The 22,416-nt window shown below is 59.4% G+C and carries 29 protein-coding genes; 22 read left to right on the top strand and 7 right to left on the bottom strand.

All coding sequences use genetic code 11. The annotated features are described in order from the left end of the window. The 4 genes from ACEN8E_RS20030 to ACEN8E_RS20015 all read right to left on the bottom strand — a co-directional run bounded on the left by ACEN8E_RS20030 (position 1) and on the right by ACEN8E_RS20015 (position 1,402). Entirely contained in the window at positions 1-246 is a 246-nt protein-coding gene (locus ACEN8E_RS20030; protein WP_495589570.1) for a hypothetical protein, read from the bottom strand. 72 nt (positions 247-318) lie between these two features. After that, positions 319-684 carry a hypothetical protein gene (locus ACEN8E_RS20025; RefSeq protein ID WP_102698693.1) on the bottom strand — a complete coding sequence of 122 codons (366 nt, stop codon included), beginning with the start codon at positions 682-684 and terminating at the stop codon, positions 319-321. Continuing rightward, on the bottom strand, positions 681-1,160 hold the full coding sequence (locus ACEN8E_RS20020) for a YmfL family putative regulatory protein (protein ID WP_495589569.1): 480 nt from the start codon (positions 1,158-1,160) through the stop codon (positions 681-683). The genes ACEN8E_RS20025 and ACEN8E_RS20020 overlap by 4 nt, the downstream gene beginning before the upstream one ends. 29 nt (positions 1,161-1,189) lie before the next feature. Next, the gene (locus ACEN8E_RS20015) at positions 1,190-1,402 is read right to left on the bottom strand and encodes a helix-turn-helix domain-containing protein (RefSeq protein WP_102698691.1); all 213 of its coding nucleotides are present in this window, start codon (positions 1,400-1,402) and stop codon (positions 1,190-1,192) included. 84 nt (positions 1,403-1,486) lie between these two features. On the opposite strand from ACEN8E_RS20015, the gene ACEN8E_RS20010 reads away from it, so the two are divergent. Beyond that, positions 1,487-1,837, top strand: a complete 351-nt coding sequence (locus ACEN8E_RS20010) for a helix-turn-helix domain-containing protein (RefSeq protein ID WP_102698690.1) — start codon at positions 1,487-1,489, stop codon at positions 1,835-1,837. A gap of 357 nt (positions 1,838-2,194) precedes the next feature. Here the strand turns inward: ACEN8E_RS20010 and ACEN8E_RS20005 are convergent, their stop codons facing one another. From ACEN8E_RS20005 to ACEN8E_RS19995, 3 genes are all read right to left on the bottom strand, one after another. Then, entirely contained in the window at positions 2,195-2,455 is a 261-nt protein-coding gene (locus ACEN8E_RS20005; protein WP_102698689.1) for an ogr/Delta-like zinc finger family protein, read from the bottom strand. A gap of 87 nt (positions 2,456-2,542) precedes the next feature. Then, complete coding sequence (locus ACEN8E_RS20000) at positions 2,543-3,385, bottom strand: phage portal protein (RefSeq protein WP_495589568.1); 843 nt, start codon at positions 3,383-3,385, stop codon at positions 2,543-2,545. Then, a complete protein-coding gene (locus ACEN8E_RS19995) occupies positions 3,312-5,351 on the bottom strand; it encodes a terminase large subunit domain-containing protein (protein ID WP_495589567.1) in 2,040 nt (679 codons plus the stop codon). The genes ACEN8E_RS20000 and ACEN8E_RS19995 overlap by 74 nt, the downstream gene beginning before the upstream one ends. A 161-nt stretch (positions 5,352-5,512) precedes the next feature. Between ACEN8E_RS19995 and ACEN8E_RS19990 the strand changes: the two genes are divergently transcribed. The 21 genes from ACEN8E_RS19990 to ACEN8E_RS19890 all read left to right on the top strand — a co-directional run bounded on the left by ACEN8E_RS19990 (position 5,513) and on the right by ACEN8E_RS19890 (position 22,333). Beyond that, complete coding sequence (locus ACEN8E_RS19990) at positions 5,513-6,382, top strand: GPO family capsid scaffolding protein (protein WP_495589566.1); 870 nt, start codon at positions 5,513-5,515, stop codon at positions 6,380-6,382. Further along, on the top strand, positions 6,382-7,428 hold the full coding sequence (locus ACEN8E_RS19985) for a phage major capsid protein, P2 family (RefSeq protein WP_495589565.1): 1,047 nt from the start codon (positions 6,382-6,384) through the stop codon (positions 7,426-7,428). Before ACEN8E_RS19990 ends, ACEN8E_RS19985 begins: the two co-directional genes overlap by 1 nt. Continuing rightward, on the top strand, positions 7,425-8,192 hold the full coding sequence (gene gpM / locus ACEN8E_RS19980) for a phage terminase small subunit (RefSeq protein WP_495589564.1): 768 nt from the start codon (positions 7,425-7,427) through the stop codon (positions 8,190-8,192). The genes ACEN8E_RS19985 and gpM overlap by 4 nt, the downstream gene beginning before the upstream one ends. A gap of 109 nt (positions 8,193-8,301) precedes the next feature. Next, on the top strand, positions 8,302-8,754 hold the full coding sequence (locus ACEN8E_RS19975; protein WP_008048489.1) for a head completion/stabilization protein: 453 nt from the start codon (positions 8,302-8,304) through the stop codon (positions 8,752-8,754). Next, positions 8,754-9,200 (top strand): phage tail protein, encoded by a 447-nt coding sequence (locus ACEN8E_RS19970; RefSeq protein ID WP_008048490.1) that lies wholly within the window; start codon positions 8,754-8,756, stop codon positions 9,198-9,200. Before ACEN8E_RS19975 ends, ACEN8E_RS19970 begins: the two co-directional genes overlap by 1 nt. Continuing rightward, entirely contained in the window at positions 9,190-9,882 is a 693-nt protein-coding gene (locus tag ACEN8E_RS19965; protein ID WP_008048491.1) for a phage virion morphogenesis family protein, read from the top strand. Before ACEN8E_RS19970 ends, ACEN8E_RS19965 begins: the two co-directional genes overlap by 11 nt. An 11-nt stretch (positions 9,883-9,893) precedes the next feature. After that, a complete protein-coding gene (locus tag ACEN8E_RS19960) occupies positions 9,894-11,138 on the top strand; it encodes a DUF2586 domain-containing protein (RefSeq protein ID WP_495589563.1) in 1,245 nt (414 codons plus the stop codon). Positions 11,139-11,141: 3 nt separating this feature from the next. Further along, positions 11,142-11,597, top strand: a complete 456-nt coding sequence (locus tag ACEN8E_RS19955; RefSeq protein ID WP_008048493.1) for a phage protein — start codon at positions 11,142-11,144, stop codon at positions 11,595-11,597. A 70-nt stretch (positions 11,598-11,667) separates the two neighbouring features. Next, on the top strand, positions 11,668-11,919 hold the full coding sequence (locus tag ACEN8E_RS19950) for a hypothetical protein (protein ID WP_008048496.1): 252 nt from the start codon (positions 11,668-11,670) through the stop codon (positions 11,917-11,919). A 3-nt stretch (positions 11,920-11,922) separates the two neighbouring features. Then, positions 11,923-12,210: a putative phage tail assembly chaperone gene (locus tag ACEN8E_RS19945; protein WP_008048498.1), complete on the top strand. Its 288-nt coding sequence runs from the start codon at positions 11,923-11,925 to the stop codon at positions 12,208-12,210. Positions 12,211-12,230: 20 nt separating this feature from the next. Continuing rightward, on the top strand, positions 12,231-12,374 hold the full coding sequence (locus tag ACEN8E_RS19940) for a DUF6890 family protein (protein WP_410922435.1): 144 nt from the start codon (positions 12,231-12,233) through the stop codon (positions 12,372-12,374). Between the two features lie 30 nt (positions 12,375-12,404). Further along, positions 12,405-14,474 carry a phage tail tape measure protein gene (locus tag ACEN8E_RS19935; protein ID WP_495589562.1) on the top strand — a complete coding sequence of 690 codons (2,070 nt, stop codon included), beginning with the start codon at positions 12,405-12,407 and terminating at the stop codon, positions 14,472-14,474. Beyond that, positions 14,471-14,788 carry a DUF2590 family protein gene (locus ACEN8E_RS19930; protein ID WP_008048506.1) on the top strand — a complete coding sequence of 106 codons (318 nt, stop codon included), beginning with the start codon at positions 14,471-14,473 and terminating at the stop codon, positions 14,786-14,788. The genes ACEN8E_RS19935 and ACEN8E_RS19930 overlap by 4 nt, the downstream gene beginning before the upstream one ends. Then, on the top strand, positions 14,785-15,960 hold the full coding sequence (locus ACEN8E_RS19925; protein ID WP_102701201.1) for a baseplate J/gp47 family protein: 1,176 nt from the start codon (positions 14,785-14,787) through the stop codon (positions 15,958-15,960). Before ACEN8E_RS19930 ends, ACEN8E_RS19925 begins: the two co-directional genes overlap by 4 nt. Then, entirely contained in the window at positions 15,953-16,501 is a 549-nt protein-coding gene (locus ACEN8E_RS19920) for a phage tail protein (RefSeq protein ID WP_008048509.1), read from the top strand. Before ACEN8E_RS19925 ends, ACEN8E_RS19920 begins: the two co-directional genes overlap by 8 nt. After that, positions 16,489-18,675, top strand: coding sequence for a phage tail-collar fiber domain-containing protein (locus tag ACEN8E_RS19915; RefSeq protein WP_495589561.1), 2,187 nt, complete (start codon positions 16,489-16,491; stop codon positions 18,673-18,675). Before ACEN8E_RS19920 ends, ACEN8E_RS19915 begins: the two co-directional genes overlap by 13 nt. Then, positions 18,675-19,253, top strand: a complete 579-nt coding sequence (locus ACEN8E_RS19910; RefSeq protein ID WP_495589560.1) for a hypothetical protein — start codon at positions 18,675-18,677, stop codon at positions 19,251-19,253. The genes ACEN8E_RS19915 and ACEN8E_RS19910 overlap by 1 nt, the downstream gene beginning before the upstream one ends. Beyond that, on the top strand, positions 19,250-20,164 hold the full coding sequence (locus tag ACEN8E_RS19905; protein WP_495589559.1) for a hypothetical protein: 915 nt from the start codon (positions 19,250-19,252) through the stop codon (positions 20,162-20,164). The genes ACEN8E_RS19910 and ACEN8E_RS19905 overlap by 4 nt, the downstream gene beginning before the upstream one ends. Continuing rightward, positions 20,161-20,706, top strand: a complete 546-nt coding sequence (locus ACEN8E_RS19900) for a baseplate complex protein (protein ID WP_495589558.1) — start codon at positions 20,161-20,163, stop codon at positions 20,704-20,706. Before ACEN8E_RS19905 ends, ACEN8E_RS19900 begins: the two co-directional genes overlap by 4 nt. Beyond that, the gene (locus ACEN8E_RS19895; RefSeq protein WP_495589557.1) at positions 20,703-21,392 is read left to right on the top strand and encodes a hypothetical protein; all 690 of its coding nucleotides are present in this window, start codon (positions 20,703-20,705) and stop codon (positions 21,390-21,392) included. The genes ACEN8E_RS19900 and ACEN8E_RS19895 overlap by 4 nt, the downstream gene beginning before the upstream one ends. Next, the gene (locus ACEN8E_RS19890) at positions 21,380-22,333 is read left to right on the top strand and encodes a hypothetical protein (RefSeq protein ID WP_495589556.1); all 954 of its coding nucleotides are present in this window, start codon (positions 21,380-21,382) and stop codon (positions 22,331-22,333) included. Before ACEN8E_RS19895 ends, ACEN8E_RS19890 begins: the two co-directional genes overlap by 13 nt. Positions 22,334-22,416 lie beyond the last annotated feature (83 nt).

Below are 22,416 nucleotides of genomic sequence, written 5' to 3'. Positions count from 1 at the left end.
TTATTTCGCTGCTTTCAGGCTAAGGCCGAGGCTATGAGTGAGGGCGCCAATCAGATGTTTCTGAGCAGCCATCACGGGGCTGTTGGCAAGGATCGATCCGTGACGTAGGCCATCGGGAATCAGGCGGTACTGGTCTGCGTACCAAAGTTCATTGAGGCTGAGACGGTATCGCTCGCGCAGGTTGGCCAAGAGCGCTTGAGCCTGGTCGGGCGTCAGTTTTGCGTTGATGTTCATGGCGTTTTCCATCGTCAAACCTCAATTTCAGGCGCAGCTCACCCAAACCCAATACAGTGGGACAGGCGATTTATTGGGTGGGTATTACGAAGCTGTGACGCGGAAACGCCCGTTATCAGGGGCGATAAGAATGCGTTCGTAGATCAGGCTGACCGGGATTGCCCAGGCTTTGCCGGTGGCAGTGTCGATGATGACGGTGTGCGTGGATGTGCTGCTGGCAATATCCATTCGTTGTCGATTGCTTACAGCCAACATTTCGCTGCTGGCCAGGTGCACCAGCTTTTCGGCGGTCTGAGTCAGGACGTCGTAATCCGCAACCAAGTGCTGAACGGTACGGTCAAACAGTTGCTGACCGTCGCCGAGGTGTTCGCACCGGTGCCGCTCTAGGAATATGAGCGCTGCGGCTTTAAGGGTGTCCTGATATTCCTGTACTGCGGGCAGGTTGTTCATTTGCCTTTCCCCGGTTTTGCCCGATACAAGTCGATGGCTGCGAGTACTTCGGCGTGTCGTGCGGCCATGTGTAGATTGTGAGCATTGAGGATAATTTCGGCCTCTCCCGCATTGATCGAACCGTCCTCCAACGCCTGGGCAATTGCTAGGTCAACGCTACCGCGCTTGGCTGAAACCTGAACGGATCGGGCATACAGCTCAACGTTATCCAGCGTTTCAGGATTGGCGACCGGTACAAAAAGCCCGCCGTACATTTGCGCAATGTAGTTCGGCAAATGAGAGGTGCCGTGCTCCTGTTCCAGCATGTAAACCTGAGCATCGCTGAGCGAACTGCAGCCCGCGCTTTCATAGGCGTGGTTGTCAAATTTTTTGACGTTCATTCCCAAGCGTGCTGCCGCGCCTTCGCGTCCATCAGGGTAGCTGCGAATGATCTGGCGCATAGCTTCCTTGCGTGTCTTTAGAATGGGGCTTTTCATCTTCTACTTTTCCCTATTGAACAGTGCCGTTACTGTGGGATTACGCCGACTTTTATACCGAGTAATACGGCGGCGCGATGTGCCTCCCCACGACGACAAAGGCTCTGTCCACTCAGCACCGCGTATACGGTACTGGGGTTCAGGTCGTGTAGTGCTGCAAAATTCTTTGCGCTCTGACCGCGCTGCTCTAAGGCTTCACGCGCTTGTTGTCGAGCTTGCTCGGTGATACTTCTGTTGGGCATAGTGCAGATCCGTGCAATTTCATGTGGTGTGAGATGCACAATGATGCACTTAGATGCATTTGTAAATATCAGAGATGAAAAATTTTGCACCTTTCCGAAGAAATCGGCTCTCGACTCCAGGAAGAGCGGAAGCGCTGCGCTTTGACGCAGAACGAGATTGCAGAAGCTCTGGGGATTGCCAAGCGAACCCAAGCTAACTACGAAGCCGGAACAAGCGATGCGACAGCGTCTTACCTAAGCAAAGTCGCGAGCCAGTTCGGCTTTGACGTTCCCTACATTCTCAATGGCTTGCGCACGACTTTGGCCGAACAGGCTTTGAATGAAGTGGAGGATTGCCTTGTAAAGCAGTTCAGAAGTATCACGCCATTCGATCAGGAAGCGATACGTCGTTTCCTGCAAGTCATGGCCGACGATGCCGCGAGGAGATCGAATTAATTTGTAACAAAGCCCGCATGAGATTCATGGTCTTTCCATTTTAATGCCGTTTAGCGCCCCGATATCGTCGATTCAATAATGCACTTTACGGAGTAGTTAGCATGTTGGATCGCACAGTTGGCGACGTTGGGGTGGTTGAAATATCTGATATTGAATGGCATCCATTGACGAAAACTGAACGTCGTCTGATCTGTTTCCATCGACAGTTGACCGAAGAGGAGCAGTGCCAACTATATCGATTAGCGGAGCTACTTTTTCAGTCTAGAGAGTCCACATAGATCTTGATCGAGCCTTCAAAAAATTAGAAGTCATTGGATATAACAAGTCGCCGGCTCCGTAGGGACGGGGGCTTGTATGTTACGTAATGGCAGGCGATCCAAGTCTCTCAAACAATTCTCGTTGTTCTGCCCGGGGCATATTGCGCAGGTGGTCGAGCAGCAGACGATCAACCACCTGCGCTGATGGATTGAGGGTATGGCAAAACGTGAGGTTGGCCACCCAAGTGTGACCACAACTGACAGACAGGCACTGGCAATAGAGCCTGGCAAACTCTAGCGACAATTCTTCACGCGAAGCGATCCGACCTTTTTCGCCACATTCCTTACAGTAAATCCGCATAGCCCCACCCACCGTATTCACAGGGGGCTATTTTGCCACACAACATCTGGTAGTTGTGTGGCTCTTCAGATACTAATTATGGTGTCGTCAGGTGGCAGACACGGATTCCGCCCAGGCAATATGGCGGTCAGCCCTCAAACATTCATTAACTTGGAGGAATAGCTGGCAAATTGGTCGAATCTCGTTGTTGGTGTAGATTTTGTCGATCTTTTCGATATCCCCAAACCCACCTGCGTTCTCCGGTATCACGCCAGCTAGGGCAGGGTGCATTCGCCAGGCGGCAATTACGTCGTTACGCGTGATGTTCTTGATCCGCTCGAACTCGTCTTTGGTGGCTACATCCCCAATCGGAATAATTTGAATGGCTTTTTCCGCACCGCCGGGGATATTCACAAACATCGAGCGAAAGTTACCCACACCTTTGGCGCTTTGAATCTGGCTCTTTAAATTCGCCTCGTCCTCTTCGGACAAGTCAGGGTCATTCGTATAAAAGATAAATCCAGCATGCGCACCGTTGTTGTAATAGCGGCGGCGAAACAAAGTAGCCGATTCGTTCAAGAGCAACGCGTGCATGCCGCCCAGGTAATCGGGCACCCCATAAATATTCTGCTCCACGTCGTAATCCATGACGTGCTCCACTTCCTCCTCTTCAAAGTGCAACTCCTTGGCATTGGGCAACAACATCATGAAACCGCCCCCGACTTTGCGCCGCATGTTGATCGCCGGTAAGTGCTGCAACTCAATCACCTGGCCGATGACGTTGCGGATGCGCAGGAAAAACGCATCGCCAAACACCATGAAGTCCAACCCTGCACGGCCCATGGTCTGCCGACTACAGCCGGCCGAGGGGATGAAGTCACGCAGCAGCATGTTGCGTTTGAAGCGCGGAATGGTGCCGTGATGGGCGTTGGCTCGCAGCAGCTTGGCCAACCCGGTGCGCGACACGGGCGGCACGTACACCCGCCCGTCGCTGGTCGAGAACACGCCCAGGTATTCGCCGACGTTGTTGGTCAGCACCGACTCCGGCGCACCGAAGCTGAACGCCTGCACTTTGTGAGGCTGGGGATTGTGCTGTTCGAGTTCGTTCATGGCTGCCTTCTAGGGTTGACCAGCGGCTGCGCCGCTTTTTATTTACGTTGAGAGGTTCGTTGGCCAGTGCGTGCATCACCGCCCAGGCGATGTCGGCATGACCGGTGGCGTCGGTGCGCGAGGCGCTGTAGGTGATCTGGCCGCTGTTGGTTGCACCGCGCTTGATCGTCAGGAAGGCCGAAGCGATGTCGTTCCAGTCGGCGTCCCATTCGATCCGCCGCCCTTGAATGGTGTCCTGGGCTTTGAGTACCAGGGTGTTTTTGGTTTCCAGGCTGTAATGGATCGGCGTCACGCGTGGGAAGAAATCGCGCACCAGGTCAAACACGCCATACCCCACACCAGTGATGTCGATGCCAATGTGTTGGACGTTGAAACGCTCGGTGATCTTTTTGACCTGCGCCGCCTGGTAGGTGAACGAGTGCCCGCGCCAGGAGTACTTCTCCAGAATCCGGAACTTGCCACCTTGCTCCAGGGGCGGCGCGACCACCACGCAAGTGGCATCGTCGCGGGTGCGGCTGGGGTCGTAACCGACCCACACCGGGCTGTTGGCGAATGGCCGTAGCGCCTTCGGGTCCGTGTCGTAGTCGGTCCACAGCAAGCGATCCGAATAGCAGCGCTCCAGATCTGCCAGGGCAAAGGCGCTCTGCGTGCTGTCGATAAATTTGCACAGGTAGAGCTGGTCGAACTGGTCATCGGAGTTTTCCAGTTGCAGCTGTTCCAGGTCGAACAGATCGCAGCCGCCGGCAATGGCATCGTGAATGGTGATGATCTTGCGCCACTGCCCATCCGGGCACAGCGCGCCCTGGCGTAGCTCGGCTTCGCTGGGGAACGGCAGACTGGCCTTCTTGTGTTTGCCACGCTTGAAGGCATCGCCGGTCCAGAACGGATACGCTTGATGGCTGACCGCGCTGGGCGTGGAAAAGTAGGTTTTGCGCCACTTCTTATGGGTGGCCATGGCCCCCGACAGGGTGTTGAGTTTGTCGAAATCGCGAATCCAGAAGTACTCGTCGACGTAGACGTGGCCATGGTGCCCTTGGGCGGTGCTGCTGTTGGTGCTTAGGAACCGCAGCTCGGCACCGTTGCTGAGGATGATCGGGTTACCGGTCAGCTCCAGGCCAAACCACTCGCGGGCAAACTTGATGATGTAGTTGCGGAAAATCTCGGACTGGGCACGGCTGGCGGACAGGAACATCTGGTTGTCACCGGTCAGCACCGCATCCATGAACGCTTCGCCGGCAAAGTAGTAGGTCAGGCCGGTCTGGCGAGCCTTCAGCACGTTGCGGATGCGCCGCGTCAGCGGGTTTTGCTTGGCCTCGAACAACTCTTTTTGATAGCCGAACAGCTTGCTGGTGAACTTGTCGAGAAAGTCCACCTCGGTCAGGTGGCTGATGTCGTTCTTTGGCGCTTTGGGTTTCTTCTTCCCAGGGCCGTCGGCGTCGCGACGGCTGGACTTATCCCCAGGCGCTCGCCGCTCACCATCGGCACCGGCGGGCAGATCCGCAGCAGTGCCGGGGGGCGGTCTGACCGCCTGCTTTTGCAAGCGCTCGCGCACGCTGAGCAGCCGGTCGAGCTCGTCCAGTTCCTTTTTTTCCAGCGTCTCGACCTTCTCCAGAATCAAGGTGATGCGCCGGCTGACCGCCGTCAGTGGTTCCTCGTCCGTCAGCAGTTCATCCCAACTGCCCTTGGCAATCCAGTAGTACACAATCCGGATGTTAGGCAGCTTGAGTTGCGCCTGTATCTCGCGGGGTTTGTAGCGGCGCAAATAGAGCTTTCTGGCCGCGTCTTTGACTTCAGGTAAGTAGGGCATGAGCCGCAGTTTATGCAGCTCCCCCCTCACAAACCCGCCCTTAAATTCCTGCTCAATCCTATTTCCTGAATATAGGATTTTCGCGCAATGGAACCGTTTGTTCGGGCTGGCGCAGCTGCCTATCGTGGCGGCCACTGCACCGAATCGAGCGACTTTGCCCCATGCCCCGCACCCTTGTTTCTGACTGGAAACGTGTCGCCACCAGCGGCAAAACCGTTGATGGCCGAACCATCGAAGCCCAGGACCTGCGCGACATGGCCAGCGCTTACGACCCGGCCACTTACACCGCAACTATCTGGTACGAGCACATTCGCTATTTTGGCAGCCTGGGCACCGTTGCCGAGGTGAAAGCCGAGGACGTGGCCGGCGGCAAGGTGGCGCTGTTCGCCAAGCTCCAGCCCAACGACCGCTTGCTCGGCCTGAACAAAGCTGACCAGGTGCTGTTTTCGAGCATCGAGATTCAGCCGAACTTCGCCGACACCGGCAAAGCCTACCTGCGCGGTATGGCAGTGACGGACAACCCGGCCAGCCTTGGTACCGAAGCGCTGCACTTTTCCAGCCGCGCTGAAGCCGGCAACTACTTTGCCAACCTGGAACCGCTGGACGACCTGACCGTGGGCGACAGCGAAGAAGCGGCGGCCCTGTCGTTTTTTGCCCGTGCATTCGCGGTCCTCCGGGGCAAGGGCGACACCGACTTCCCCGCACACCCCACAGAAGAGAACACCCCCATGGATCAAAAAACCGTGCAGGCCTTTGCCGCTGCGGTGGACAAACTCGGCACCGTGGCCACCAGCCTGGAAACGAGCGCCGCCACCTTTGCCACGCAGAAGCCGAACGAGCCGGACACCGCGCTCACCACTGACAAGACGGGCGATCAGCCCACCGGCCTCACCGTCGAGCAGTTCAACAGCCTGAAAGGCTCGATGGACACACTCACCGAACAATTCAACACCGCGCTGAACCAGGGCAAGGGGCAAGCGCTGCCCCTCACCACCGGTGCCGTGAGTGACCAGCCAGAGGGCATCTACTGATGAAGCTTAGCGATAATGCCCGCTTGAAATTCAGCACCCTGGCCCTGGCGATTGCATCGACCTATGCCGTGGCGTCGGTCCATGAAGAATTCAACGTCACGCCGACCCATGCGCAGACCTTGAATGAAAAAATCACCCTGAGTTCGGCTTTCCTGCAACGCATCAACGTGTTGGCAGTGACCGAGATCAAGGGCGAAAAAGTCATGATCGGGGTCAACGGCACGGTCACGGGTCGTATCAATACGGCCACCAATGACCGGGTCGCCCGTGACGTGCTGGGACTCGATGGCATTGGTTACGAGCTGTTCGACACCCAAAGCGACGTGGCGCTCAAATACGCCACCATCGACGCCTGGTCCAAGTTCCCCGACTTTGCGCAGAAGTACGCCGCCGCCGTGCAAAAGCAGATCGGCCTCGACCGCATCATGATCGGTTGGAACGGCACCAGCGTTGCCCCCAACACCGACCGCACAGCCAATCCGTTGTTGCAGGACGTCAACAAAGGCTGGATGCAGATCGTTCGCGAGCAAGCCCCGCAACAGATCCTGGTCGAGGGTGCGACAGCTGGAAAAATCCAGATCGGTGTCGGCGGCGATTACGCCAACCTGGACGCCCTGGTCTTCGACGTGTCCTTGATGATCGACGAGGAGTTCCGTGACGGTGGCGACCTGGTTGCCATTATCGGGCGCGACCTGCTGGCCTACGACAAGGGCAAGCTGTACGCCGCTCAAGGCGACAAGCCGACAGAAAAAGAACGCATCGAGATGGCCCAGGTGATCGCCACCTATGGCGGTCTGCCGTCGTTCACCTGCCCGCATTTTCCAAGCAAGGGCGTGGTGGTCACCAGTTGGGACAACCTGTCGATCTATTTCCAGGACAGCAGCTGGCGCCGCCAGATCATCCAGAACCCGAAACGCTCGCAGGTTGAAGACTACAACGCGCGCAATGAGGGCTATGTGGTCGAGCAACTGGGCAAGTTCGCCGGCATCGAAGCGGCCAACGTTGAGTTCGTCACCGTCACAGTGCCGGAGGCACCTGCGCCATGAGCCTCGCCCTCAATCACAAAAAGCGCCTGCTTGAGCAGGGGCCGATAGCCGACCCAAAACCCTACACCTCGGCCACGGCCTTGGCGGGACCGGCCAACGCCCAAAAACACCTGGCGTTGATGAACGCGGCGCTGGCCGAGGATTGCGGCCGACTGTCGGAGCTGAACTCGCTGGAGGCTCGCCAGCGCTTGAAGCGCGACGAGCTGTTGCCCAAGTACCTGGTGTACGTGCAGCGCTACCGCGAATCCGGTCTGAACCACCCGAACCTGGTGCTGATGCAGGTCCTGGTCTGGCTGTTCGACACCGAGCAGTTTGAGCAGGCACTGGAGCTGGCGGATTTTGCCATCGAGCAGGGCCAGGCCATGCCGGAGCGCTTCCGTCGAGACATCCCCACTTTCGTGGGTGACACGGTGGTCGAGTGGGCCGAGGCGCAGCACAAAGCCCAGCGCAACCCGGAACCGTACCTGTCCCAGCTGTTGTTGCGCGTGGACGGTCAGTGGCCAGGCCACCGCGAGCCCCGTGATGGCGATCCACGCGAACTGCCGGCACCGGCCGCTTCGTGGGAGCTGTTCGAGAAGATCCCGGCGCGCTACCACAAGCTGCTGGGCATCCTCGCCATGGAAGACAAGCGCTGGGCCAAAGCCTGCGCGCACTTTTACCGGGCCAATGAGCTGTACCCCGAGATCGGTGTAAAGACCCGGATGGATGAGGCCAGCAAGGCCCTGCGCAAGCAGGAAGCCGACGAAAAATCCGGTACCGAATAAACGACTAACCCCCCCAGCGGGGGCCTGCCGAGGTGAAGGCCCTGTGCCAACCGCCTAACGCAGTCACCCCCGCATCTATTCCGTAACAACCCACCGAGGAGGTCAGCACATGAGTTTTGGCGGCAAGCCGACCACCCTGGTGGATTGCACAATACCCAACGACGGTTTCTGGCCGGACCTTGAGCTGGCCGAATTCCAGGCGTCCTATCGTCTGCCGGCGGAGTACCTGCCGGAGATGATGGTCGAGGGGCTGACGCTCGCCATGGGTGAAGTCAACCTGGACCTGGCCAAGCGAAAAGCCGAATGGCAGGACATGGGCTACAAGTACCTGGAAGGCTCCGGCATGGAGCTGGAAAGCTTCTACCTGGCCAGCTACCGGCGTGCCGCGTACTGCCGCGCCAAGTCCTTTTTGCTCCAGCAGTTCGCCACGGTCAACCGCCGCGAGAGCGCCGAGAACCTGGGCAAAGAAGCCCCGGAGCGACACGAGCTTTTTCTGTCCTACAGCCAGCAGTCCGTGCGCGTTCTGCAAGGCCGTGGGCGTGTCACCGCGGAACTTCTCTGATGGAAAAGCTCCGCGCCCTGACCAAGTACCTGATCGAACATCGCGTGGTGGTCGCCGAGCAGCTGGAAAGTTGCGCGGAGCAGGTCAACTTGACGCTGGTCTGGAAGCCTGAAGAACTCGGCTTGCACATGGGCGACATGCGTTACCGCGCTGTGATCTTCCTGGAGCGTTTTACCGAGCAACCGGCGCGGCTGATGGCCTTGCTGGGCACCTGGTTGGTGAACAACGATCCCGACCGCCACCTGGATGAACTTCCGGCGCCGACCTTCGATATTGAACAGATGGACCCGGACGCGTCGGACGTGGAAATCACTGTCGAATTTATCGAACCGCTGCACCTGACCGAGTCGCCGGACGGCGAGTTCGAGGCCTTCGGGACCACCTGGGCCCTCGAACCGTTCGACCTCTGGATTGCTGAGCGCGGGGAGGTGCTGTATGGCGCGTAAACAAGCCATCAGCCTGACCGTCGAGGGCATGCTGGATGTTCAAACCCAGCTGGCCATGCTCAGCCTGCCGCCCAAATTACAAGCGCGCTTGATGAACCGCGTTGGCCTGCGTCTGCGCAGCCAATGGCGGCAGCGTGTGCGCAAACAGAGCGACCTGAACGACAGTCCTTTCCAGCCCCGCAAGTTTCGCAAGCAAGGGCAGAAGAAACGCATGCTCACCGGCCTGGCCAAAAGAATGGGCGTCAAGCGCCTGGTCGGCAACGCCGCCGAAGTGGGCTGGGGCAACGCCAAAACCGCCATGATCGCCAGCGTTCATAACGCCGGCATGACCCTGCGTGGCGGTGCTGACCAACTGAGCCGGCAAAAGGGCAAAAACACCCTCATGGCCACCCGTTTTCAGGCCAAACGCCTGCGGGTGCTGGGCTACAAACGTGCCGTTCAGAACCCGGACAAAAAGCGCCGCAAACCCCGCTTTATGCGACCCGGTGTGGCGTGGATCGAGGCGAACCTGAGTTACGACCAGGCCGGCCTGTTGATCCGTTTACTCAAGGGCGACGACCCCGGCCCGGCGAAGTGGGACATCAAACTCCCAGGCCGCGAATTCTTCGGCATAGCCAACCAGCAAGAGGTCAACGAGCTGGTGACCTACCTCATTCCACAAATCCTTAATTCACCGCGATAGAGGCCCCTTCCATGGCTCTTGGCAAAGTAAGTGTCAACAACCTGAACCTCGGCCAAGGCCCGGTGACGGAGATCGAGCGTTACTTTCTGTTCATCGGTCCGGCGTCCGCCAACGTCGGCGAGCTGGTCGCGCTCAATACCCAAAGCGACCTCGATGTCGAACTGGGGGTCGATGCCTCCGATCTGAAAACCCAGATTGCCGCCGCGCAATTGAATGGCGGTGACCGCTGGGCCTGTATGTCGGCCCCGATTGCCCCGGACGGTGACTGGGCCGAAGCCCTGGACAAAGCCCAGCAAGCCGGTGTTTCGGTCGAAGGCGTGATCATCACCACGCCGGTGACCACCGGTGCCGAGCTAACGGCGATGCAAGACAAAGCGACGGAAATTACCAACGTGTACGGGCGCCGCGTGTTCTTCATGGCCGCCACCAGGGGCATCGACATTACTCCGGAGCCGGAGCCCCCGTTGAAAACTGCCGCTGTGTCCAAGGACCCGGACACCTCCGCGAAAAGCCCACGTGCGACGCCCAAGGCGGTTCAAACCACCGAAGGGGAAACACCGGCCCCGCGTATCCCCGAAGACTGGTCGACCTACCTGACAGCCCAGCGCGCTATCACCGCCGGCGTGGCCGCTCAACGGGTCATGGTCGTGCCGCAACTGCACGGCAATGACCAGGGCGTCCTAGCTGGTCGCCTGGCCAACGCCATCGTCAGCATTGCCGACAGTCCTATGCGGGTTGCCTCCGGCCCGTTGCAGGGTTTGGGGCCGGTGCCCGTCGATGCCGCCGGCGTGCCATTGCCGGGCAGCGTGCGCGCCGAGCTGGATAAGGCCCGTTTTTCCGTGTCGCAAACCTACCCGGATTACCCGGGTGTGTTCTGGGCCGACGGCAATACGTTGGACGCGCCGGGCTCCGACTTTCAGGTGATCGAGTACCTGCGCATCGTGGACAAGGCCTCGCGCCGCATCCAGGTGCTGCTGATCCAGCGGGTCGCGGATCGCCGGTTGAACAACACGCCCAACAGCATGGCCACCGCGACGTCTGCATTCATGCGCCCGCTGCGCGACATGGCGCGCTCCGTCACGGTGAACGGCCAAGTGCAGCCCGGCGAGATCGAATCGCCCAAAGACGGTGACGTGACCATCTTCTGGAAGAGCAAAACAGCCGTGGAAATCTACTTCACGGTGACCCCTTACAACTGCCCGAAAGACCTGACGGCATACATCGCCCTGGACCTGTCCAACGGCGAAGAGGAGTAACCCATGGGTGCGCGCATTGGCGGCAAAAACTTCGATGTGAACATTGGCGATCTGCAAATTCACGTCGAAAAAATCAGCCTGGATATCACCGATAACACCGCTGTGGCACAAACCGGCGGCGTTCCGGATGGCCATGTGGACGGCGACGTGTCGGCCAGCGGCGAGATGGAATTGGACAGCGGCAACTTCTCTTTGCTGATCGACGCGGCCCGCCAGGCAGGCAGCTTTCGAGCCCTGGAACCTTTCGACAGCGTGTTCTTTGCCAAGACCCCCAGTGAGGAGCTCCGGGTGGAGGCCTTCGGCCTGAAGCTGAAGGTATCCAACCTGCTCGACATCGATCCCAAGGGTGGCGAAAAGAGCGTGCACAAGGTGCCGTTCGACGTCACGTCGCCGGACTTTATCCGCATCAATGGCGTGCCGTATCTCGACCCAAGCGAGATCGAAGGCTTGCTCGGATGATCAAGCCCAGCCCTTGCGCATACCACTCGATGGCCGTGCGCATTGGCGGCCCTGGTAACTGGAGACCCTGATGGATCTTTCCCCCGCCAGCGTCAGCGTGATGCTGCTGCTCACTGACTTGCTGGTGACCGGCGTGCTGGGCTTCCAGGTGTACCTGTTCCGGCAAATCAGCTTCGCCCGCCGCGAGCACCTGGAGTTCCGCATCAAGATCGCCGAGGAGTACGTGCGCAATGAGCACCTGGACAAGGCGCTGAGCAAGCTGGAAGAGAACCTGGAGCGGCGTCTGACCGCACTTTTAAGCACTTCAAATAAACGGAACTGAGCAATGAGCGAACGACGCGAAATCACCCTGGAAGTCGGCGACAACGAATTCACCTTCGCCCTCGATCCGGTCGATGTGAGCAAGTACTTCAACCACCTGACGCCGAGCAACAAAGTGGCACCGGCCAACAATCTGCTGACCCAAACCGTCAAGCAGGAACAGCTGGCCAGCCTGCGCCCGCTGCTAGCCAATCCGGTGATTACCCTGCAACTGGCCGGCGCACTGCTGGAGGAATACACCCCGGACATTGAGATCAACGTAAAAAAGCGCTCGCCCGCGCCGAGCGCTTAAACGAAAACGCCCTGGGCCAGCTGATGGCCTTGGTCGACCGCTGGCTACCGGGTGAAGAGCCGACCACGGACAACATGGGCACCGCCAAGTGGCTGGACGACCAGTATTGGAGCCGTATGGAAATCGCCATCGCCAACGGCATTTCCCGGGCGTTCAAAGGGTAACCGGCCAGCACCTGGTCAACGGAGAGTTTCATGGCTGACAACAGCGCCAAGCTCAATTTCATCGTTGCGCTAACCGACATGATCACCGGCCCGCTGAACAAGGTGAACGCCAGTTTCACTGACTTGGCCAGCGGCGCACAAAAGGGCCTCACCCAGATGGGAGTGGGGGCCGCCGGCATGGTCGCCACCGGCTACGCGTTGCAGGCGGCCATGGGCCCCGCGATTGACCAGCAGCGGGCATTGGGCGAAGTGAAGTCACTCGGCGTTGCCGCCGAAAGCCTGGATCTGCTCAACCAGAAGTCCCTGGAGTTCGCCATCAATTACGGTGAAAACGCCCAGGCCTTTGTTCGCTCGGCCTACGACATTCAGAGCGCCATTGCCGGGCTCACCGGCACCCAGTTGGCCACCTTTACCAATGCATCCAACGTGCTGGCCAAAGCCACCAAGGCCGATGCCGCGACCATCACCAACTACGTCGGCACCATGTACGGCATCTTCAAAGATCAAGCCGACGCCATGGGTAAAGGCGATTGGGTCGAGAACCTGACCGGTGTCACGGCGACCGCTGTGAAAATGTTCAAGACGACGGGGCAGGGGATGAGTGACGCGTTTACCTCCGTCGGTGCCAACGCCACCGCTGCCGGCATTAGCTTGAACGAGCAAATGGCGATCCTCGGCACGCTGCAAGCCACTATGAGCGGTGGCGAGGCCGGTACCCAGTACAAGTCCTTTTTGGCCGGTATTGGGGGAGCTCAAGGCAAGCTCGGTTTGAAATTCACCGATGCCCAGGGCGCCATGCTGCCCGTCCTGCAGATCCTCGAAAAAATCAAAGGCAAGTTCGGCGACACCTTGGATGTGGCTGAGTCGGACGCCTTGAAAGCAGCCTTTGGCTCCGACGAAGCCGTGAGCATGATCAAGTTGCTGATGGCCGACACTGATGGCCTGGCCGACAGTTTGAACGCCCTGGGCCAGGTCAAGGGCATGGAGCAAGCCCAGACCATGGCCGAAGCGATGATTGATCCCTGGGCACAATTTGCCAGCACGATAGAGGTGCTGAACATTGCGTTTGGTCAACTGATCGGCCCCGCGCTCACGCCGTTGCTGAAGATGCTCACCGAGGGCGGCGCGAAAATTCTGAAGTGGACCAAGCTGTTCCCCCACCTGACCAAAGTGATTGGCATGACCGTGCTCAGCGTCATTGCGCTGGTGGCGGCCGTCGCGCTCTTCACCTTGGGCATGGGGATGGCGCGCACGGTGATGGTCGGTTTCATCGTCATTCAGAAGATCTTCCGGATGGGCTGGCTTCTGACCAAGGCGGCGGTGATGTCCAACATCGTTTGGGGAGCCCTGTACGTCACGCTGCTTGGCGTCATGGCCATCGGCATGGGCACCGTGAGTGCCGCCATGATGATTTGGCAAGGGATCATCTGGCTGGTGAATGCGGCCCTGTTGGCCAACCCGATCGGGTTGGTCGTCACCGGCATCGTCGCCCTGGTCGCTGTCATTGTTGCAGCCATTTACTACTGGGATGAATGGACGGCGGCGCTGCTCAACAGTGCCGCGTTCACCTGGCTGAATGAACAATTCCAGGCCTTGAGCAGCTGGCTTGCCGCGTTCGGCACGCTGGCCAGCGATGCCTGGAGCGCGTTCACCACTGCCTGGAGCGACCTGTCGGTGTTCGACCTGCTGGGAGACGCGGCCAACGGCTTGATCGAACTGCTGAATCAGATTCCTGGCATCAACATCGAAACCCGCTTTGCGACGCCGACCGCCCCGGGCACTGCTGAAGCCCTGAGCGCCGCAACAGGCCCAGGTACGCCCGAAGCACTCAATGGAGCGGTAGTGCCCGGAGTCCCCGAGGCGATGCAGGCCGCCGACCAGGCCAACATGGCCACCAAGGCACAGCAGACCATCAACGGTGCCATTCCTAGCTTGCTACCTGCCGGCCCCAGTGAGGTTCCCACCGGTGGCTTGATGCAGTCGTTCCAGAACAACACGACCCAGAACAAGGGCACGCAGATTGGCAAGATCGAGATCCACACCAGCCAACCCCTGTCGCAGCACGAGCTCGACAAGATGCTGGAGATGGCCGCCGGATGAGCGAATACGTCGACTTGCTGATCAGTGCCAACGACCTGGTGTTCGATCCATCCAACCAGCCCATGGAGATCGAGGACCGCGCCAGCATCGCCCAGGACATCGCCCACATGATTCGGGAAAGCGGCCTGCTGGTGACCTTGATCGCCGAACGCAACAGCCTGCGTCAGCGTGACTGCATTCAGCAGCTGGAGCTGATGGTCGAGGCTGACGAACGACTGGTGCCAGGTACGGCGCGCATCACTCAACCGGGTTACGGCCAGTACTTGATCGAGGCCGACACCATTAAATTTGGCAACATCGAGGTGGCGTTTTGAGCGACGTAGATTTTCGTCAGGCGTTGGCCGACGCCGGCATTCCGACCACGCAGGAAGAGTTGCAAGCCGCGTGGGAAAGCGAGATCGCCGAACAGGGCAGCCGCTTGAGCAATACCAGTGCCTGGTCACCATTCTGGCGGGTCGTTACCGCCATCGTGACCGAGCCTGTGATGTGGTTCATCGATTTTATGGTTGAAGTCTCGCTGCCCAACGCCTACGTCAAAACTGCCGAAGGTGAGTATCTGGAAATGCTCGCCTGGGCGGTACAGGTTGAGCCCATGGGCGCCACCAAAACCGAAGGCAATCTGCTGTTCACCCGCTCCAGCCCGGTCGGCACGCTGGAAGTTGCCGCCGGCACACGGGTCCAGTCCGGTGCCATCAACGGGCATGTGTACGAGCTGTTAACCAGTCTGCCAGGCACCTTTACCGACGGCCTCACCCAGATCCTGATTCCAGCCATCGCCGCCGAACCGGGCAGCGGTTACAACCTGGCACCTGGTTACTACGCCATTTTGCCGGAGCCGGTACCGGGCATCGTCAACGTGGTCAACCTGGACGGCTGGATGACCGTACCAGGCACCGACAAGGAGTCGGACGAAGACCTTCGACTGCGCACGCGCAACCAGTATTCGGCCATCAACCAGTGGAACACCGACGCGGTTTATCGCGCGCTCATCACCACCTTTCCCGGCGTACAACCGGACGGTGTGTACTTCGAACACGAAGCCCCACGCGGCCCCGGTAGTGCCAATGCTTTCGTGCTGTTTGAAGCCAACGTGCCGGCGGACAGCTACCTGGAAGAAATCAACGACTACATCCGCGACCAGGGCAACCATGGTCACGGCGACGACATGCTGGTCATGGCCATGCCCGAGACCCTGCATGACATCCGCGTGACGCTGTGGCCGGTGCTGAACCTGCCGGTGGAGCAGTCCGACAAGCTGTTTGCCGATGTCGAAATGTTCATCCGCACGGCCTTTCGGGAAAGCACCCAAGCCGACTATCAGCCCACGCTGACCTATCCCCAGTCGCGATTTTCCTTCAGCCGTCTGGGCGAAGAGCTGCACCAAAAATTCCCCGAACTCGACTCGTTGCACTTCGACAACCTCGACATCGTGTCCGACCTGAACATTCCCCGCATTCAGACGCTGGAGGTGGTGCCCGGTGTTTAACCTCAAACTGCCGTTTTGGCTCGACGGACCGGAGCTGGCCAAGCTCAAAGGCGCCGCGCAGGCCTGGTGGGCCAACGTCGAGGGCTGGCTGAATTGGCCGCTGCACCAGATCGACCCCGACATCTGCCCCCTGTCTTTGCTCGACCTGCTCGCCTGGCAGCGCGACATCACCCGCTTCCCGGGGGAAGAGGAAAGCCTGTACCGCCTGCGGATCAAGCACGCCTACATCAACGCCGTGGACGCGGGCAGTACGGCGGGTCTGAAAAGGATTCTGATGCGCCTGGGCGTCGGCCGAGTCGAGATTCAGGAACGCATGGAGGGCCGCGACTGGGACGTGGTCTTCGTGAAAATCACTGACGAACAGAGTGCACTGCATTCGGACCTGCTGCGCGTGCTGCTCCGCAGTTACGGCCGCACCTGCCGCCGCTACGCATTTTTGACCGTGACCCCGCTGGATAACCTGCGGGTGTTCGCGGTGGAGTTCAACGACGACCAGCAGACCCTGATTGCCAGTTACGAGGAAGCCACATGGCCGCAATAACCATCGCCGGTGAAAACCTGATTGCCGAGAAGCAAGCCGCTCAGGAAGTCCTGGTCGTGAGTAAGTTTCTCTACGCCCTGGTGCCGGGGCAGGACCCAACCACACCGGTGGACCGCTATGCCGGCAAACCACCGCCGGACCAGATGATGTACGAAACGGACATCACCAAAGGCGGCTACGTGGACCCCAACCAAGTGGTCTACAGCAGCATGATCGGCTCCAATGTCGGCGACTGGGACTTCAACTGGCTGGGCCTGGAAACCGCTGAAGGCGTGCTGTTAGCCGCGGCTTACACGCCGGTGCAGCAGAAGCGCAAAAACATTCCGAACCAGCAGATCGGCAACAACATCACCCGCAACATGATGCTGGTATTCGACGGCGCGCAGTCGGTCACCGAGCTGACCATCAACGCCGACACCTGGCAGGCTGACTTCACCGTGCGCATGGCGGGCATGGACGAACGCGAGCGCCTGAGCAACCGCGACATGTTCGGGCGAGCCTGTTTCTTTGGCGACAGCCTGGCGCTGGTCTATCAGAACGAACAGTTCACGATTCAGCCGGGCATCGCCTACGTGGAAGGTTTGGCCGTCCATCAGCCTGCCGGCGGATTCATCACGCCGCCGGCGTTTCCCTTCACCTTGTGGTACGACATTTCGCTGAAAGGTGAATTGAGCGACGTGAACGTGGTTTTGGCCGCCAGCTACGGCGACGACCTGGTGGACTTTGTCGACACCAACGGGGTGGTGCACTACTTGGTGCCGGTGGCCACCGTCCTCAGCTCCACCGAAATCACCGACCTGCGCAGTACCGTTGAACCGATAGCTGGAGCGTTGATTCAGCACTTCGCGGCGCGCAGTGGCGACTATCCAGATTTGCGGGCTCGTGCCACCACCAAAGACGATGTCGACCTGGGCAATCTGCCGAATGCAAAAAGCGATGACCCGGAGTCGAATAGCAGCGAGATTCTGGCCACAACTGCTGCGTTGCACGCGGTCAAGGTCGGTATCGACACCGAGCTGGATGCACTCGGTTCAGCCGCCTACTTGGATGCTCAAATCGATCTCCACGATGCAACGCCTGATGTGCTGATGAAGGTCGGAGCATTTGGCTGGGGCGGGGCCGCCTATGCGGTCAGTGATGTTGACATCGGTGGCCTGAACGCGGTGACGGCCCTCTATTTCGTCAGCAATGGTACGGGAGGCCCAGGAGGCGGGATCTATGAGGGTTGGGTTCGCGTCTCGGCGATTACACCAGGTCAATACGCCTTCCAGGAGATTTATGGGAATGCCGACCACACCCTACACCGCCGGGCCTTGACTGCCGGAGTTTGGGGCGAATGGGAAAGCACCTGGGACTCAACCGATCTGGTTAAACAAACCTCTCCCCAAGATGACACACCAGGCCATGTATTGCTCACAGGTGCTTATGGCATCGGTCACGGGGGGATTGTCCTTCCCGACGGCACCGATCTAAACACAATCACCACTGTGGGCATTTACCGGGTGAACCCCGGCCCGAACGTTCCAGAAGGGTGTCAATTCTCCCCCATGCTGGTTGCGGTCAGTCAAGACACCCTCTGGCAACAAATCATCGGCTATAACACCGGTACAACTTACACCCGTGGCGGTGTGCAGACCCCAGAGGGATATGTATTCAGTGAATGGGTAACGGGCTGGGACACCAGTAACTTTGACCCTGCTGCCATATTTTCCGTCCCTGTCGGCGTGCCGTTTCCATGGCCAACCGCTACGCCGCCCGACAAATGCTTCTTGATGGGGGGGCAGCCGTTCAATGTCGCCGGGTTCCCGGAATTGGCAGCTGTGTATCCCAGCGGCATCCTGCCCGACATGCGCGCCGAGTCGATTCGTGGTCTAGATGGCGGGCGCGGAATCGACCCCGACTATGGGCGCCCCGTGTTGAGCCTTCAACTCGACACGCTGCAAAACATGACGGGCGAGTTCGTCCTGCAAGACGACGACTCGACGTTACTGGTGAACACCGCGACTGGCGTATTTACGGGTGGCAATTACGGCACGGCCATCACGCCGGCTGCACCGCAAGTCACTACAACGGGTTACCGCTCAGTCGTTTTCAATCCTTCAGCCGTCGTCCGTGTGAGTACAGAAACCCGTATGCGCAACGTGGCGTACAACTACATTTGCAGGGCGTACTGATGCCGACTTTAGTGAATGGCTTTTTTGATGAAAGTGGTTGGATCGACGTTTACACCTTCAGTGAAAACACTGCCGAATACCTCGGCCAACACGAAACTTATGTCAGCTGTGGTTGCGGTCTCCCAGCGGGCGCCACGTTGGAAGAACCACCCGAAGCCGGGGACGGGGAGGTGGTGGTCTGGAGGGATGGGGCGTGGGTGGTCGTGCCAGACTTCCGTGGTCCGGTGTATCAGACTACCGATGGCGCCGAGGTGCTGTACTCGCTGCCGGGCGAGTTGCCGCCCGAGTTGACGACCTTGCCGCGACCGAGTGCGGCCTATCTCTGGGATGGTCTCGTTTGGGTGCTCGATGCCGCACGCGATTTGGTGATTCAAAGCCGTCGAGAACGGTCGTGGATCGAAAATGAACTGCATTGGGCGGGCAGAGAGATCGACAAGCATCTGGATGCCGACCCGGCCGCGCTCAGCACGGAACTCGCCTGGCGCACCTACCGCAATGAACTGCGGGCCTGGCCAACCAACGAGATGTTTCCCAACCTCGACGCCCGTCCTACTGCACCATCCGGCCAGCAGCCATGACCTGGACGTCGGTCACCATGCAGTGGCCCAGCGAGGCCACACAGTGGGTCGAGGGACTGGATGAAGCCAAAGGCCTGGCCAGTACTGAAATCGCCAAAACGGAAGAGCGCTTGGCCGGAATGACGGTCACTACCAACCCCGGCCCCGTGGGTTCCGCTGCGCAAGAAGCCATCGAAGTCGGGCGCGTCGCCATGACCGAGCAACTGGCCACCGCGCCGGCCAGTCTCGTGGTGACGCCGTTCCAAAGCGGCATGGGGCAGGGTCGGGGATATCAAAAGTTTCTCTCGGCGCCCAACCTGTTGGAGGCGTTGGCCAACAAGCTCATTGATGCCGATACCGGTCGTCCCGAAGGGGAGCAGTATGGTTTGTGCGTGCTGTTTCTCTCTACGCGCTTCGACCAGTTTGCCGCCACCCTGGGCCGCTTCAATGCCTTGCTGCCCACTCCCGACCTGGAACGCGCCGAGCGTCGTGCCGCGAACATCGCACGCCTGGAGGCGGAGAAGTGGACGCTGCCCACCGCAGAGATACTGCCACGCTGGGGAGCCTTACCCTTGGAGCGTTGCACGGTGACCCGGGTGTCCCAGCAGACGCTGAACAGCCAGCTGGCCATCTATGAAAGCTACGCCGCCGACACGTCCCCGATGGCTGACCTGAGCGCCTTGGCGACCCGCAAGGCTGAGCAACAGGCCGCCTGTGATCAGCAGTTGACTGACCTGCAAAACGCACTGGCCAACGGCTTGCCCGATGCCACGATGCAGGCGCGCATGATCGGCCCAGGTGATGCCGCTGAGTTACGCCGGCAACTGCTCGAAGGCCCTACGCCTGGCTATGAATGGGTGCTGTGTGCCGGTCTGTTGTTGCTCGGCAGTGAAGAGAGTCTGAGCTTTGTGCAGGAGCTGATCGGGTTATGACGTTGCTACTCAACGGCGAGAAGGTTCAGGGCAAGGGCCTCAAGGTCATGGCCACCCTGACCATTGAAAGCGAAGACCTATCAGGCCAAACCAGCAATACGGCACAGGCGCACAAGGGCTTCAAACCCAAAACCCTCAGCGTCACGCTGATGATTCCCTACCGTGACGAGTCCGACTTGCGCAACTTGATGCGCATGGCCAGCTCGACCGCCGGCGGCGGGCAGTTGACGGTCTATCGGATCGTCAATCGCACGGCCTCAGCCTTCGGTGTGCGCGAGGTGCAGTTTCGCGATAACGTGAACGCCAATGAAGACGACAGCCTTCGAGCCTGGCGCGTGCAATTCAATCTGATCGAAAAACTGTCGATACCGGAGCGCGTGGAGCAACGCAGCCCGAGTAATCCCGTCGTGCAGCAAAGTGCACCAGGACAACCCGTCTCTGGTACGTCCGGTGCAGACGGTGGCAGCGCGCCCGTTGAAATGGACGGATTTGAGAAGGTCCTGAAGTCCGTCGACGACTGGTTAAAACCGGTCACGCCATGAACCTGCACAAAGTGTTGACCGTCGACGGCGTGTCCTACCCCCTCTGCAAAGATGAAACACGCCTGGACCATCACGCGCCCGGGCGCGCCAGTTTCACCATCACCGCCAGCGAATCCGTACACGGATTGGTGACCTTCGACATCGGCTACAACGACAGCCCACTACAGCGGCATTTTTTGGGTTACGTGGAGCGTTGCACTGCTGCCAACAGTCAACAGCAAGTCCTGCTTTGTCGTGAACTGTCCGCCGCACTGGAAATCCCCATGCCGCTGAACCTGCGTCATGTGGACTTGCACGCGGTCCTGGCTGCGATCAGTGAGCGTAATGGCCTACGTTTTCGGGTTCCCGACCAAGCCTACGCCCACACAAAAACTGCGTTCTTCTTCAACCTGGCCAACGGCGTGCAAGCCATCGACAGCCTCGGCAAAGTGTTTTCGATCCCTGACTTTATGTGGCAGCAGCAGGGCGACGGCGAAATCTATGTGGGCAGTTGGGCCGACAGCTTCTGGGGCCAGCGCCCGCCGCTGCAACTGCCTCGCGAACTCTTTGACAGCTACAACAGCAACCAGAGCGCGGTCATTGCCGCACTGCCTGGGATTCGTCCTGGTGCGCCGATTAACCAGGGCGAACGCATTACCGCCGTGACCCTCACCGAAAGCCAAATGAGCATCAAATGGAAGACGTAATTCGCCGTGTGGTTGACCGCCAGTATCCTGAACTGACCGGTGGCTATCACCTGCCGCGCTTTGCTCGTGTGGTCGCCATTCCGGACCCGCCCACTAACGCAGGGCTATGTGACGACTTCCGCCCGCGCTTCGCCGCTGACCTTGAGGTTCTGGGGCCGGACGGCGAGCCTGATACAGCATTGCCACTGCTCCAAGGCGTGCCGCTGCCGTTGCCGATGGGTGGCGAGTCCATGGGGATCTACGGCCTTCCCGATGAAGGCACGATGGTCGTGGTGTCGTTTGCCTATGGCCTGCCGCACAAGCCCTTTGTCCTGGCCATCCTGCCCCAGGGCTTGAGCCTGCCCAATCTGCCCAAAGGCGATCAGGTCTGGCAGCACAGCGAGGCCGTACAGCAGCGCGTCGACGCCGATGGCAACTGGCTGCGCCAGACGGATGGCCAGATCCATGATCAGGCCAGCGAGCGCCGTGTGGAGGCGCTGGAGAACACTGAGCACTACCAGCGCCACAGCGTGACCGTGGATGATCACAGCATCGAGTCAGTGGGTGGCATCAAAAAAATCGAGGCCCTGGGCTCGCTCAAGCTGCTCTCAGGCGGCTCCGCCAGCCTGGCGGCCGTGGACGACCTGCATCAGGCCACCGGGCGCGACCTGAATCTGGTCGTGGGGCAGAAGCTCAATGCTTCGGTGGGAGGTGATATGGAAGAGCGCATCACCGGCCTACGGCGCAGTGTGGCGGAAAAGACCTGGATGGGATCGGAAGGGGTGAACGTGCTGCAGATCCTGTGTGACCTGCTCGATCTGGTGACGGCAATGAACACGCAACTGGCCGGCCATACTCATGTACCTGGTCCGGAACCGAGCCCGAGCGATGCAAGCGCATTTACCGACAATGCGGCACAAGCCTCCGCTCTGGTCGGTCAGCTAAAACCGATTACCCTGTAGTTGAAGAATTGCTATTAACTACGACGATGGGAATCGGCAGGTGGTAAAAATAGCGTCAATGGAATGGATGAGAAGTAGGCGGG

The sequence above is a fragment of the Pseudomonas sp. Pseusp9 genome (assembly GCF_059491265.1).
The sequence above is the reverse complement of the archived record's forward strand: the minus strand, read 5'-3'. Positions and strand labels throughout refer to the sequence as shown.